This is a genomic window from Mucilaginibacter sp. BGA-UO-ETr-C110, assembly GCF_059567985.1.
In genome coordinates, this window is sequence record NZ_JCAQPB010000002.1 from 4,868,896 (window position 1) to 4,883,375 (window position 14,480).

Here is a 14,480-nt window from a genome sequence, read left to right on the forward strand (position 1 = left end):
TTTTAGCTTTAGGCCTTCGGCTTTTAGCTGTTATTCGCTTCTTAAACTTTTGATGGGGTTACCCAGCGCTGCCCTGATACTTTGATAACTTATGGTTAATAACGTTATGATAATTGCCCCCGCACCAGTTAATGCAAATATCCACCAGGAAAGTGCGGCGCGGTAAGTATAATGCAGCAGCCAATCATGCATAAAATAGTAAGCAACAGGAGTGGCTATAAACAATGCTATAATTACCAGCAATACAAAATCGCGCGACATTAAGCGCCATAAACTAAATACTGATGCACCTAACACCTTGCGCACACCGATCTCTTTGGTACGTTGCTCGGCCATAAAAGATGCCATACCGAACAGCCCCATACAGCTGATGAAAATGGCCAACAAGGTAAAGAAACCAGCCAGTTTGCCTACACGCTCTTCGTTAGCAAATTTTCGGGCGTACTCTTCATCTGTAAATTTATAATCAAAAGGGCTCGCCGGGTCATATTGTTTAAATACATCTTCAATTTTATGCAATGCCTCGCTGGCACTTTTGCTTGTGTTAAGCTTGATATCAACTATCCCAGGAGCGTAGGGAGCTATATAAAATATAGTTGGTTTTACAGGCTCATAGGGTGATGACATAACCATATCCTTCACTACACCTATAACTTTAAAATCCTTGTACCATTTTATGGTTTCGCCAACCGGGTGTTTAAAGTTCATGAATTTTACAGCCGCTTCGTTCAGCACTATACCCGATGAATCAGTTGAAATATCCCTTGAAAAATCACGCCCGTTGGTAAGCTTCCAACCGGCTGTTTTTCCAAATTCGGGACTTACCGGAACAGTGCCGAAATCATCCTGCAAATTAGGATCCTTATCCCTCCAGGTAAGACCACTATTATTGGAATATACTCCCGTTAGCGGACTATCAGACTCAGCCATTTCAACTATTGCCCCCGATTGCAGCAGGTCATTCCTTACCGCGGTAAAGTGCTGATGAATAGCATCCGTTTTCATTTCCAGCTGTATAAGACCGGTGCGGTCATAGCCTATTGGCCTGTTCTTGGTGAACTGCACCTGTCTGAAAACAATAAGGGTACCTATAATTAGAGTAACAGAAACCGTAAACTGTACAACTACCAGTACCTTGCGGGGCAAGGCTGCAAACTTGCCGGCCTTAAATGTGCCCTTCAAAACTTTTACAGGCTTAAATGATGACAGATAAAAAGCGGGATAACTCCCCGCTATGAGCCCGGTTACCAGGCTAAAGCCAATTCCCAGTATCCAAAACATCGGGTTGGCCCATAATACCTGCATGGTTTTATTGGCTACCTGATTAAACCAGGGTAAAATTAGCACTACAAGAAGTATGGAAAAAAGGAAGGCAAATGCCGAGATCAGCACCGACTCTACCAAAAACTGACTAATTAACTGGCTGCGCAACGATCCTACCGTTTTACGTATACCCACTTCCTTAGCCCGTTTTTCTGACCGGGCTGTACTCAGGTTCATAAAATTGATACAGGCCAGCAGCAGTACAAATACGCCAATAATGCCAAACATCCATACAAATTGTATAGCCCCCCCGGTATTTACACCATTCTTAAACTCCGAGTATAAATGCCATTTGCTTATCGGGTACAAAAACACAGCTGGCTTAAAAGATAAGCCCAGCTTATTGTCCTGAGCAGCAAAAGCAATCATTTTCAAATCTTTTATTTTGGCAGATACCTTGTTTATATCTGCATTGGGGCTTAGCTGCGCAAATAGCTGCCATGAATTATTACCCCAGTTTGTAATGTTTGTTTTTACATGAGTAGTCATGTACAGATCCCAGGGTGCAATAAATGCAATTTCAGCTAAGCTGTTATTATGCGACAGATCTTCGTAAACCCCGGTAACCTTAACGTTCCATTTATTGTCGATCTTTAAGGCTTTAAACATGGGATCAGTATCACCAAAAAGGGCCTTAGCCAGTGATGCAGAGAGCATAACAGATGATGGATCTTTTAGCCCCGACCGTGTGCCTTTGATCATTTTTAAAGTGAACAGGTCTGGCGCTTCGGCCTGCATATAGTTTCCCTGTTGGGTTAGTTTTTTATCACCGAATGCGAGGATGTGCGGGCTTGTCCAGGTTGATAGTACCACATACTTAAAATCATTTTTATAGTCATCCCGCAGTTTATAACCCAACGGCATAGGTATATCCGATTGCGTGCCTACATTACCATTAAAGGTTTGATGCTGCATAACCTGTACCAGCCGGTCATAGTTTTTAAAATACTTGTCGTATGACAGCTCGTCCCATATCCAAAGACCGATGAGCATGGCCACTGCCATACCAACCGAAAGACCAACTACATTAATAAAAGTATGCGCCTTGTTTTTAAGCAAATTACGCCATGCAATTTTTAAATAATTCCTGATCATGATCTGTACTTTTAGCTAAAAGCTAAAGGCACAAAGCCTAAAGCTTTTTAATATATCAAATTTATTGCTTTCGGCTTTATGCCTTCCGCTTTTAGCTTATTACTCGCTCCTTAAACTCTTAACCGGATTAATCAGCGCTGTTTTGGCAGCCTGGAAGCTTACCGTTACCAGTGCTATCACTATGATCATCCCTCCGGAAAGCGCAATCATCCACCATTGAATACTCGTGTGATACGCAAAACCCTGCAGCCATTTGTTCATGGCGTACCAGGCTATAGGCGAAGCAATGACCAGGGCAATGAATACCAGTACCAAAAATTCAGATGATAACAGGTTGAAAAGTGACCCAACACTGGCGCCTAATACCTTGCGGATACCGATCTCTTTTACCCGCTGCTCGGCAGTAAACATAGCTAAGCCTAAAAGCCCCAGGCACGAAATAAAAATAGCCAGGAAAGCAAACGCGTTGGCCAGCTTACCTACTATCTGCTCACTACGGTACAATTTCTGATATTCCTCGTCAGAAAAATAATAAGTGAACGGAAATGCCGGGTTGATCTGTTTGCACAGCGTTTCCAGGCTGGCCAGGGCCTGTTTGGTTTTACCCGGCTCCGTACGGATAAGTAAATTACCATAATTACCGCTTTTACCCAGCCAGATGATCAAAGGATTAATCTGCTCATGCATGGAATCGAAATGAAAATCCTTCACCACACCAATGATCGTACCTTTATTATCCCATAAGGTTAATGATTTACCAATAGGATTGGTGTAGCCTATTCTTTTTAAAGCCGTTTCGTTGATTATGTAGCCGGCAGTATCTGTAGGGAAATCTTTGGAGAAATCGCGCCCGGCCGCCATATTTAATTTTAGTGTACTTATATAATCATAACCAACAGCGCTTTGGTTAAACCTGATCCGGAGATCGGGGTCTTTCCCGGTCCAATCAACACCAACTGTCCCACTGGTCATTTGCGTAGGTCTCGCGCCCGAGACGCTGACCGCCTGGATTCCCGGCATTTTTAAAGCTTCCTGTTTAAACAGATCATATCGTGCGGAAAGCTCACCATCTACCGGTATAAAAATGAGGTTTTCCCGATCATAACCTAAATTACGCGATTGAATAAAGTTCATTTGCCGGGCCACCACAATGGTAGCGGTTACCAGCACTACAGAAAGCACAAACTGAAACACCACCAACCCTTTGCGAAACAAGGTTGTACCAGCCTCCAGTTTAAGAGTCCCCTTTAAAACCGTAACCGGATTAAATGACGACAGGAACAGGGCAGGATAGCTACCTGAAATGAGGCCGGTAATAAGTGTAAGTGATATAACTTTTAGCCAAAATCCGGCTTGATCAAATGGCAGTTCAATTTGTTTTTGGGTTACCTGGTTAAATAAAGGCAACAGCAAAACCAATAACATTAAGGAAATAGCTACTGCAAGCGTAGTAACAAATAATGATTCTCCGATGAATTGTTTGATCAGTACTGACCGTAATGCACCCACTACTTTCCGTACGCCTATTTCCCGGGCCCTTTTTACAGACCGCGCCGTGGTCAGGTTCATAAAATTGATACAGGCTATCAATAAAATAAAAATAGCCACAATACTAAACAGGTTTACATATTCAATACGGCCTGCACCCAGTTTACCATCTTCAAAAGTGCCGTGAAGATACTCCTGGTCGTGCCGCTGTATAGCCAGATCAACCGTAAAAGAGCCTTTCTTTTGGTCCTTGTTATAGTTATCCAGAAAGTGCGTTATCTTTTTTTCAAACAAAGCAGGATCGGCGTCAGCGCGGAGCATAATACTGGTATAAGGTCCGTTATTGTTCCAGTCTTTTGAACTGGGGTTTTCCTCAAGGAAAGTGTACCAGTTCATTACATATTCAAATTTATTGGAAGCGTTGGAGGGCACATCATCAAATACCGCGGTTACTTTAAAGTCCTTTTTATTTTCATAACGGATGGTTTTACCTATAGCCGCCTCGGAGCTACCGAAAAAGTCGCGGGCCATTTTACGCGATATAGCTAAACTAAGCGGTGAATTTAAAGCTGCCTGAGCATTACCCTGTAAAAGCGGATAGCTGAACATTTTAAAAAAATCGGCACCGGCGGCGGCGCCATCCAGTTTTAATACTTTATCGCCAGCCCTAAAGGTACCGCGTTCGTAATAGCTGGCATTAACCGCATACTCAACCTGCGGGAGCACCTTTTTCATTTCATCGGCCAAAATGCCCGGGGTACGGTATTGCCCCGAAATTTTATGGTCAAAATACCGGCGCTCATATACATTATACAAGCGCGATTTATTTTTATGAAAAGCATCAACACTTAACTCATTTTGCACCCACAGCATAATAAGCAGGCTACAAGCCAAACCAATGGAAAGACCAGCTATGTTTATAAATGTATGTGCCTTGTTTCTGAGCAGATTACGCCAGGCAATTTTTAAATAGTTCTTGATCATATTAAAAGCTTGTATTGTTGCGTCCACCACTTAGGATAAAATATTGTGCCATTTATTTAACAAACTAAAAATCAATCAGTTAAACAATAAAACCAACTTACACTGTTCGAATCCGTACAGATGGTGTTCGCTTTTATGCGGGTATATACCGAAATAAATTTTATCTGTCGTAACATATAGTGCGGATAAAACGTCATAGCTACTTAATAAGCTGATGGCGTATCCCTTTTAATTACTCCCTCATTTTATACTTTATTTGAAGACAAAATACTAATATTGTTATATGACTGATCTGAAACCAATTTCAACACTGTTGTTATCTTGTGCGCTAACGGCAGCCCTTACCTCATCGTACGCGCAGCAGGCGCCGAAACCGGACGATCCGGAAATGAAAATTTACCGTGCGGTACCCACCAAGGTTAACGACCTGATACACACCAAACTTGATGTGCGTTTTGACTATAAGAAACGTTACCTATACGGCAAAGAGTGGGTCACCTTAAAGCCCCATTTTTACCCGACCGACAGCTTAAGGCTTGATGCCAAAGGCATGGATCTTAAAAATATATCAGTAGTAAAAAATGGTAAGAATATCCCCCTGAAATTTACTTACCAGGACAGCCTTTCGGTAGCTATAAAGCTGGATAAGGTTTACCATAACAGCGAAAGCTATACCATTTACATTGATTACACCGCCAAGCCAAACGAGTTAAAATCAAAAGGTAGCGCCGCCATAAACGATGCCAAGGGTTTATATTTTATAAACCCCGACGGTACCGAAAAGGATAAACCAACACAGGTTTGGACTCAAGGTGAAACCGAAAGCTCATCGGCCTGGTTCCCAACCATTGATAAACCAAGTCAAAAAACTACCGAAGAGATCACCATGACCGTACCCTCTAAGTACGTTACGTTATCAAACGGAAAACTGGTATCGCAAAAAACCAACGCCGATGGCACCCGTACCGATTATTGGAAAATGGACCTGCCACACTCGCCATACCTGTTTATGATGGCCGTTGGCGATTTCAAGATCTATAAAGACAAATGGCGCAACAAAGAGGTAAACTATTACCTGGAGCCTAAATACGCCCCTTACGCCAAAGAAATATTCGGATTTACACCTGAGGTGATCGAGTTTTACTCTAAAACTTTAGGCGTTGATTATCCATGGAACAAATACGCGCAGATCGTAGTACGCGATTATGTAAGCGGCGCCATGGAAAATACCACGGCTACTTTACACGGCGAATACGTACAGGGTACGCACCGCGAGCTGCTTGACGCTTATTACAACAACGGCCGCAGTACCATTGTACATGAGCTTTTTCACCAGTGGTTTGGCGATTATGTGACCGCCGAGAGCTGGAGCAACCTGACCGTGAACGAGTCATTCGCCAACTTTAGCGAAACCATTTGGGCCGAGCATAAATATGGTAAAGATGCCGGCGACGAGCATAACCATGATGATATGCTGAGCTATTTCAGATCGCCTGATGCCAAAACCAAAGACCTGGTACGTTTTCATTATGACGACAAGGAAGATGTTTTTGATGTAGTTACCTACCAAAAGGGCGGTCGTATTTTAAACATGCTGCGTAACTATCTGGGGGATGCCGCGTTTTTTAAAGGACTGGGTATTTACTTGAAAACAAATGCCTTCAAAAACGGCGAAGCCCAGCAATTACGTTTGGCGCTGGAAGAAGCCAGCGGTTTAGACCTGAACTGGTACTTTAACCAATGGTATTATGGCGCTGGCCACCCCATTTTAAATATCAGTTATAAATGGGATGATGCCACTAAAACCCAAACCGTTTACCTGCAGCAAAACCAGGATGGCCAAACCTTTAAATTGCCTATGGCCATTGATATTTATGCCGGTGGTAAAAAAGAACGTCATAAAGTTTGGATGAATGATAAGGCCGATACCTTAACTTTCCATGTAGCTACCAAACCCGATCTGGTAAATGTGGATGGTGATAAAATTTTGCTGGCCAAAAAAACCGATAATAAGAGCATAGAGGAGTTCTCCTACCAGTACTTTAATGGGCCATTGTATATGGACAGGTATGAGGCCATTGAAGCAGCAGCTGCCAATCAAAAGGAAAAAGCTAATCAAAAAATTATCATAGCTGCTTTAAAAGATAAATACTATGGTTTGCGCATCAAAGCCATTAAAGCATTAAACCTTACCAATGAGGATATTCGTACGGCGGCACAGCCTATACTGGCTTCACTGGCGCAAACCGATGGTAATACACTGGCTAAAGCAGCGGCCATCACCGCTTTAGGCAAGCTTAACGCTTCGGGTAATTCAACCTTATTTAAACAAGCACTTAACAGCGAATCATACGCGGTGCAGGGAGCAGCTTTAACAGCCCTTAGCCAGGTAGATGCAACCGACGCGTTGAAACAAGCCAAAGCGCTTGAAAAGGACAATAAAGGCGCTTTAACCACCGCTATATTTAGCCTGTACGCGACAAAAGGAGGAACAGCCGAGTGGCCTTACGTATTTGATACCTTTAAAAATGCTACTCTACAAAACAAGTTCAACAGCGTTCGGGTACTTGCCGAAATGACCGGCAGGGTTGAAAAACCGGAATATGCCCAACAGGGTATTGCTGAACTTAAAGAGTTTGGTATTAAATATAAAATGTACGGTGCTGACAAATTTATAGCTACCACAATGCAAACTATCAAAACACAACGCACACAATTAAATGACGCTGCGTCGGCAACAGCTGCGGATAACGCAGCTAAGGAACTTGCTCCAGACACCAAATAATTTAAATGCTATTTACGAAAAAGGCCGCTATAAATAGCGGCCTTTTTTGTTGTTTCATCCCCCACGTCATTGCGAGCGCAGCGTGGCAATCCCCGATAAGCAGAGCCGCTCTGTACAGTTAGGGATTGCTTCGTAACTCGCAATGACGCGCGGAAAGGAATGCTCTTGTTGGAATTATATTTAGTGTACCAGTGTACCTACCGCTTCGCCCTGGGCTATTTTCATGAAATTGCCGGATTGGTTCATATCAAACACAATGATCGGTAGTTTATTTTCACGGCAAAGGGTTATGGCGGTCATGTCCATCACGTTCAGACCTTTATCATAAACTTCCTGGAACGATATCTCGTCGTAACGTGTAGCCGATGGATCTTTCTCCGGATCTGCAGTATAAATGCCATCCACGCGGGTACCTTTCAATACCACATCGGCTTTAATTTCAATAGCGCGCAATGATGCGGCTGTATCAGTAGTAAAATATGGATTACCGGTACCGGCGCCAAATATCACAATTTTGCCTACCTCTAAATGGTGCATAGCACGGCGGCGGATGTAAGGCTCACAGATCTGCTCCATTTTAATGGCCGATTGCAGGCGTGTCTCTACACCAATACTTTCCAGCGCGTTTTGCAGCGCCATACAGTTAATTACGGTGGCCAGCATACCCATATAATCGGCCTGGGCACGTTCCATACCCGATTTCTCGGCACTTAATCCCCTGAAAATATTACCGCCACCAACAACAATCGCAATTTCAATACCTGCATCATATACGTTTTTAATGTCATGGGCATATTGCAATACCTGGTTGTTATCAATACCATATTGCCTTGCGCCCATCAGCGATTCGCCCGAAAGTTTGAGTAAGATTCTTTTGTACTTCATCTGGTGTGGTTTGTTATGAATAGAAATAGATGTAATAGGAATAGACAGAACTTGCTTGCGTTTATATCATGAATTGATAAAGCTCTGTTCATATAATGGGTAGTTCGGCAAAAATAAAGAATAAAAGCCAGTGTTAAAATTTTATGTTGTCTTTGTTAAAAAATCACCTTTTAATATGGTGGCTTTTACTTCAAAATCCGCATCAAAAACAACCAAATCGGCATCAAAGTTTTTCTCAATTTTACCTTTTTTTGTTTGTTTGGCTAATTCCGCCGGATATAAGGATGCCATATTTACCGCCTCAGCCAAATCGATACCTACTTTTTTTACACAGTTTTCAACCGCCTTTAGCATGGTTAAGGTAGAGCCAGACAGCGTGCCATCTGGCATCGTATATCTATCGCCCCTTAATTCATGCTGATAGGCTCCTTCTTTGGTGGAGGTAACGGCATCCGTTATTAAAAAAAGCTTATCGCCCAGTTCACGTTTAGCCAAACGGATCATGGCAAAATCAACATGGATGCCATCGGCTACCACACTGGTATACGGCTGCTCTTCAAAAATAGCGGGGATGTAACCCGGTTCACGGTGATGCATTTGCGGCATAGCGTTAAACAGGTGGGTTACTGCCTGTACCGGCTTATTTAAAAACGATTTACCTTCGGCATAAGTAGCATTGCTATGGCCCGATGAAATAATAATGCCCTGGTTAAACAGGTAATCAATTACTTCCTGATCCTGCAGCTCGGGCGCTATGGTGATCATTTTTATCACACCATCGGCACGTTCCAACCAGCCCTTCACTTCGGCCAGCGTAGCTTTCTTGATGAATTTTTCGGGATGCGCTCCTTTTTTTGCCGGATTCAGGTAAGGTCCTTCCAAATGAAGTCCCCAGAAAGCGCCTTTACTTTGCGCACGGTATATTTTGGCAGCATCTATCCCGGCTTCCACAATATCATTGGTATTGGTACCTATGGTGGCAAATACCCCGATAGTTCCCTGGTTCAGCAGATCGTTTTCCAATTGGGCAAGCGCCTCAACTGTAGGTTTACCGGCAAACAGCTGACCGCCACTGCCGTATATCTGCAGGTCGATAAATCCCGGAGCAAGATAGTTCTCCTGCAGATCCTTTTTTACAGCATCCTGCGGGATGGCCGTATCGGCTATTACATCAACGATCTGGCCATCGGAAATTAAAATGGCTTTACCTTCGGTGATCTGGCCACCAGAAATCAATTTAAGATTGTGAAGCGCTGTTATCATGGTAATGATATTTTATTTCACCAAACCGTCATTGCGAGGTACGAAGCAATCTCTACGTAGGCAAATCAAATGTGCATATTTCCTCTGTAAAGCATAGAGATTGCTTCGTACCTCGCAATGACGCGCGGATTTTTATTGCAAAAAAAATCCCCCTCGTTAAAACGAGGGGGATAAAATATTTAAGCTCCTAAAGCTACTCGCTTAAAGGCGGTTACTGTTAACCCCTTTTCAACAGTGCTCAGGAATTGAGCAACGCTTTTTGAAGAATCTTTTACAAACTCCTGGTTTAACAGGGTTGAGTCTTTGTAGAATTTGTTCAGCTTACCTAAAGAGATTTTTTCAACCATTTCTTCTGGTTTGCCTTCTGCACGGATCTGATCTTTAGCGATCTCTAATTCGCGCTCAACAGTAGTAGCATCAACACCGTCTTTATCAACCGCGATTGGGTTCATGGCAGCAATTTGCATTGCTACGTCTTTACCTGCCTCGTCGGCACCTGCCGGGTTTGAATTTAAAGCAACCAATACACCTAAACGGAAGTTACCGTGTACATAAGCGATAACTTTTTCGCCGTTAATAACTTCTAATTTAGATACACCGATCTTTTCACCGATTTTACCGGTTTTGTCAATAACCGCTTCACCAATAGTAGTGGTAGTAGCATCAACATCTATAGAAAGAGCATAAAGCTCTTCGATGCTTTTTGGCTGGTTTTCAACCGCTTTGTTTGCAATTTCATTTGCAAAAGCAATAAACTCAGCATTTTTAGCCACGAAATCAGTTTCGCAGTTCAATTCAATAATTACACCGGTTTTACCATCAGCAGAAGTGCGTGAAATAACAACACCTTCGTTTGATTCTCTGTCCTGACGGCTTGCTGCAACTTTAGCACCTTTTTTTCTTAAAAAATCGATAGCTGCTTCAAAATCACCGTTAGTTTCGGTTAATGCTTTTTTGCAATCCATCATACCGGCACCAGTTTGCTGGCGCAGTTTGTTTACGTCGGCTGCAGATATTTGTACTGTAGACATGTTTTTTGAATTTTAAGTTTTATGTTATCGGTTATGTGTTTGGGCCAAAATTAGCTGGCCTGTATAACCTGCAACTATTTTTAATATTAAAACTATGGGCTGTAAATTGTAATTACAAGAAGAACTTATAACCCACAACTTACAACCCACACTTAATTTCTATTACTCTTCTGTTTCGGCAGCAGGAGCTTCGGCGTCAGTATCGGCCACAACGTCTGCTACTTCAGCAGTTTTGCGGGTCCTTTTAGCACCTTCGGCTCTGTCAGCTACTTCAGGAGCATCAGCTTTTGCTTTAGCAACAGCTGCTTCTTTTTCAGCTTCGTCTTCTTTTTCGCGTTTGCGTTCATCCAAACCTTCTTCGATAGCTTTGATGATAATGCTGGTGATCAATGAAATTGATTTGGTAGCATCGTCATTCGCAGGGATCGGGAAATCGATGTTTGAAGGATCAGAGTTGGTATCAACCATAGCAAATGTAGGGATGTTCAACTTTAATGCTTCAGAAACCGCAATGTGCTCTTTCTTAACGTCGATCAGGAATAATGCTGCAGGTAAACGGTTCAAATCAGAGATACCACCTAAAAGGGTTTCTAATTTGATACGCTCACGCTGAATCATCAGACGTTCTTTTTTAGAAAGGTTGCTGTAAGTACCGTCTTTAGTCAATTTATCGATGTTTGACATCTTTTTGATCGACTTACGTACAGTTGCAAAGTTAGTTAACATACCACCTAACCAACGCTCGGTGATGTATGGCATGTTTACGGTTTTTGCATAATCGGCAACAATATCTTTCGCTTGTTTCTTTGTAGCTACGAATAATACCTTACGGCCTGATTTTACAATTTGTTTTATAGCTGCAGCAGCTTCTTCAACCTTAGTTAAGGTTTTGTTTAAATCGATAATGTGGATACCGTTGCGCTCCATGAAAATGTACTGTGACATTTTCGGATCCCATTTACGGGTAAGGTGACCAAAGTGTACACCTGCATCCAGTAAATCCTGATATGTTGTTCTTGCCATTTTGTTGTCCTCCTTTGATTAACGTTTACTGAATTGGAATCTCTTACGTGCTTTCTTACGACCTGGTTTTTTACGCTCAACCATACGGTCATCACGTGTCATTATACCTTTAGCGCGTAGTGCTGGTTTCTTTTCAGGATCCAGTTCAACAATGGCTTTAGCAATGGCTAAACGAACGGCTTCTGCCTGTCCTTTAATACCACCACCTGCAACATTTACTTTAACATCAAATTTTCCGGTTGAACCAGAAACCTCAGTGCTCTGAGTAACGATGTATTGTAATGGCAATGTTGGGAAGTACTCTTTGTAATCTTTACCGTTTACGATGATCGCACCATTTCCTTCTGAAAGGTAGATGCGGGCAACGGCTGTTTTTCTTCTGCCTGAAGTGTTAGTTGTTGGCATTTTTTTTCTCCTTTAAAAATAAAAAGTTAAATGGTTGTTGGGTTTTGTGCTGCATGAGGATGCTCAGAACCTGCATATACATACAGATTACCAAATAATGCTTTACCCAAACGACTTTTAGGTAACATACCACGCACGGCTTTTTCAATTACGCGTGTTGGATGTTTTGCCATTAACTCCTTAGGAGAAATGAAACGCTGACCACCTGGATAACCAGTGTAAGAAACATATTGCTTTGCGCTGAATTTGTTTCCGGTCAACTTTACCTTGTCTGCATTGATAACTATTACATTATCACCGCAGTCTACGTTCGGGGTGAAATCTGGCTTGGTTTTTCCACGGATGATCATTGCGATCTTCGTAGACAAGCGCCCCAAAATCTCGCCTTGTGCGTCAACAACAACCCATTGTTTGTTAACGGTTTTTTTGTTGGCTGAGACAGTTTTGTAACTTAACGTATTCACTTGCTTTAAATTAAATTGTTTAAACGTTTATTATACCCCGCATTTTCGGGACTGCAAAGATACAGCTATTTATGTTATTTACAAATGGTTTTGAGGAAAATATTGCAATGGTAATTAATGTATTGTCTGAACTTTGATTTTTAGGCGTGGGAGTATGGAGATTTACTTCTTTAAGATTATAGAATAAGCCTGATATCGCCTGAACGGAATAGGTAGAATTTTAGTAAAAAAGAAATTTAATTAATTTGTTTAACCTGGGTTCAGATCAGGGCGTTGCCTGCGGCCCGGGCTATCCGCTCATACTGCACAGGCATTAGCCACAGGCCGGTATCCGCTGCTATCCCTAACGCGGGGTTTGTCTGAACCTTGATTTTAAGGATTTTTCACAAATTACTCTCTTCATTGGTGTTCAAGAGTGCTTCGCAGTTAAGGGATTTACATGATTTCTTTTATCTTTTCCCGTCAGCAGAACAGCTTCGGGCGAAAGCGGGCAGAACAATGGTGGATTGTGCGGTTGCAGGGGCATAGCAAGTTTTTGCTGAAGTTTAGGGAAATGTGCGAACGAAGTTGGGCAAAATAATTGCAGCCCGTGGTTCTGTTCGGTTTGCAGGGCAAAGGCCGGGAGCGCAAAGAAGCATTTCTGCTGACTTGATTTTTGGTTACTTTTTATCAAGAAAAAGTAACTGGCCCTCCCGCGGCCAAGAGCGGGTATACGCCCGGCAAAGCAACTCTGTACCGTTTAGAGATTGCTTCGTTCCTCGCAATGACGTCTTTACCCCGTTGTCTGTGCCCTCACAGACAAATGCCTGCATAAAAGATTACATTTATAGCTAATATTGTAACAAATGAAATGGATCACCCGTGAACGCCCGAAGATCGACCGCATCGCCTGTCCCTGGCTGATCAGGCGCTTTATTGATGCCGAAGCAGAGATCATTTTTGTGCCGTTTGACCAGGTATTGCTAAAGGCCAATGAGTTGGGTGCAACTCCTTTTGACCTCCCTAATGTGGAATACACCCATTACGAAGATCAATGTACTTTCGACTACTTTATTAAAAAGCATCAGCTTAAAGACGCGGCATTAAACAGGATAGCCGCTATTGTTAGGGGCGCGGATACCGACCGCCATGATTTTGCGCCGCAATCTGCGGGACTGGAAGCGATCTTTTCGGGTTTAGCTTACAATATTAAGAACGACCAGGAACTGCTGGAATTGGGGATGACCATTTATGATGGATTGTACAGTTGGGCCAAACACCTGCACCAACTAAAACATACACAGGCAGGCCCGGTTGAGCAAATGCTGCTCGAAGTATTCAATAAGTATATCAAACAAAGCAGTTCTAAAAAAGCACCTGAATGGGCTAAAGAACTGAAAGAGATGATCCAGGATCAGCTGGATACCAATATGACCCTGAGTCTGCAACAGCTATCTGATGAATTGGAGATCAACCCGGCCTACTTGTCACGTGAGTTCTCCAAATATTTTAATGACCTTTCCTTTGGTGATTATATCCGCAAGCTGCGTATTGACAAAGCCAAAAGCTTAATGGATACCACTCATTATTCACTGACAGAGATTGCGTACCTCACCGGCTTTTCCGATCAGAGCCATTTTACCCGGATATTTAAAAAGCAGACCGGCGAAAACCCTTCCGTTTACAAAAGGAATAGTGGTAAAAGTAAAAAGGATACCAAATAGTCAAATCCATACAATTTAAAGATTTACCAAG

10 protein-coding genes are annotated in these 14,480 nt (G+C 42.6%); 2 read left to right on the top strand and 8 right to left on the bottom strand.

Annotated elements, in window-relative coordinates; genetic code table 11:
* Nucleotides 1–30 precede the first annotated feature (30 nt).
* Together AC57BQ_RS20905 and AC57BQ_RS20910 are read right to left on the bottom strand one after the other, a co-directional pair.
* Nucleotides 31–2,418: an ABC transporter permease gene (locus AC57BQ_RS20905; protein WP_496408107.1), complete on the bottom strand. Its 2,388-nt coding sequence runs from the start codon at nucleotides 2,416–2,418 to the stop codon at nucleotides 31–33.
* Between the two features lie 99 nt (nucleotides 2,419–2,517).
* Nucleotides 2,518–4,890 carry an ABC transporter permease gene (locus AC57BQ_RS20910; RefSeq protein WP_496408108.1) on the bottom strand — a complete coding sequence of 791 codons (2,373 nt, stop codon included), beginning with the start codon at nucleotides 4,888–4,890 and terminating at the stop codon, nucleotides 2,518–2,520.
* A 283-nt stretch (nucleotides 4,891–5,173) separates the two neighbouring features.
* Here AC57BQ_RS20910 and AC57BQ_RS20915 point away from each other — a divergent pair, with 283 nt between their 5' ends.
* Nucleotides 5,174–7,675 (top strand): M1 family aminopeptidase, encoded by a 2,502-nt coding sequence (locus AC57BQ_RS20915; protein WP_496408109.1) that lies wholly within the window; start codon nucleotides 5,174–5,176, stop codon nucleotides 7,673–7,675.
* 180 nt (nucleotides 7,676–7,855) lie between these two features.
* Here AC57BQ_RS20915 and pyrH read toward each other — a convergent pair whose 3' ends face one another.
* From pyrH to rplM, 6 genes are all read right to left on the bottom strand, one after another.
* Nucleotides 7,856–8,560, bottom strand: a complete 705-nt coding sequence (pyrH, locus tag AC57BQ_RS20920) for a UMP kinase (protein WP_090469938.1) — start codon at nucleotides 8,558–8,560, stop codon at nucleotides 7,856–7,858.
* 141 nt (nucleotides 8,561–8,701) lie between these two features.
* Nucleotides 8,702–9,823 carry an N-acetylglucosamine-6-phosphate deacetylase gene (gene nagA / locus AC57BQ_RS20925; RefSeq protein WP_496408110.1) on the bottom strand — a complete coding sequence of 374 codons (1,122 nt, stop codon included), beginning with the start codon at nucleotides 9,821–9,823 and terminating at the stop codon, nucleotides 8,702–8,704.
* A 179-nt stretch (nucleotides 9,824–10,002) separates the two neighbouring features.
* Complete coding sequence (gene tsf, locus AC57BQ_RS20930; protein WP_496408111.1) at nucleotides 10,003–10,854, bottom strand: translation elongation factor Ts; 852 nt, start codon at nucleotides 10,852–10,854, stop codon at nucleotides 10,003–10,005.
* Between the two features lie 162 nt (nucleotides 10,855–11,016).
* A complete protein-coding gene (gene rpsB / locus AC57BQ_RS20935; RefSeq protein WP_090469929.1) occupies nucleotides 11,017–11,877 on the bottom strand; it encodes a 30S ribosomal protein S2 in 861 nt (286 codons plus the stop codon).
* Nucleotides 11,878–11,895: 18 nt separating this feature from the next.
* On the bottom strand, nucleotides 11,896–12,282 hold the full coding sequence (gene rpsI / locus AC57BQ_RS20940; RefSeq protein WP_090469926.1) for a 30S ribosomal protein S9: 387 nt from the start codon (nucleotides 12,280–12,282) through the stop codon (nucleotides 11,896–11,898).
* 26 nt (nucleotides 12,283–12,308) lie between these two features.
* Nucleotides 12,309–12,746 (bottom strand): 50S ribosomal protein L13, encoded by a 438-nt coding sequence (rplM, locus tag AC57BQ_RS20945; protein WP_076371735.1) that lies wholly within the window; start codon nucleotides 12,744–12,746, stop codon nucleotides 12,309–12,311.
* A gap of 845 nt (nucleotides 12,747–13,591) precedes the next feature.
* On the opposite strand from rplM, the gene AC57BQ_RS20950 reads away from it, so the two are divergent.
* Complete coding sequence (locus AC57BQ_RS20950) at nucleotides 13,592–14,449, top strand: chromate resistance protein ChrB domain-containing protein (RefSeq protein ID WP_496408112.1); 858 nt, start codon at nucleotides 13,592–13,594, stop codon at nucleotides 14,447–14,449.
* The last annotated feature ends 31 nt before the right edge of the window (nucleotides 14,450–14,480 follow it).

Bases quoted from the DNA above. Each gene is read 5' to 3' on its own strand.
- AC57BQ_RS20915 (WP_496408109.1), top strand. From the start codon at position 5,174: ATGACTGATCTGAAACCAATTTCAACACTGTTGTTATCTTGTGCGCTA.
- rpsI (WP_090469926.1), bottom strand. From the start codon at position 12,282: ATGCCAACAACTAACACTTCAGGCAGAAGAAAAACAGCCGTTGCCCGC.
- nagA (WP_496408110.1), bottom strand. From the start codon at position 9,823: ATGATAACAGCGCTTCACAATCTTAAATTGATTTCTGGTGGCCAGATC.
- pyrH (WP_090469938.1), bottom strand. From the start codon at position 8,560: ATGAAGTACAAAAGAATCTTACTCAAACTTTCGGGCGAATCGCTGATG.
- rpsB (WP_090469929.1), bottom strand. From the start codon at position 11,877: ATGGCAAGAACAACATATCAGGATTTACTGGATGCAGGTGTACACTTT.
- AC57BQ_RS20950 (WP_496408112.1), top strand. From the start codon at position 13,592: ATGAAATGGATCACCCGTGAACGCCCGAAGATCGACCGCATCGCCTGT.
- AC57BQ_RS20910 (WP_496408108.1), bottom strand. From the start codon at position 4,890: ATGATCAAGAACTATTTAAAAATTGCCTGGCGTAATCTGCTCAGAAAC.
- AC57BQ_RS20905 (WP_496408107.1), bottom strand. From the start codon at position 2,418: ATGATCAGGAATTATTTAAAAATTGCATGGCGTAATTTGCTTAAAAAC.
- tsf (WP_496408111.1), bottom strand. From the start codon at position 10,854: ATGTCTACAGTACAAATATCTGCAGCCGACGTAAACAAACTGCGCCAG.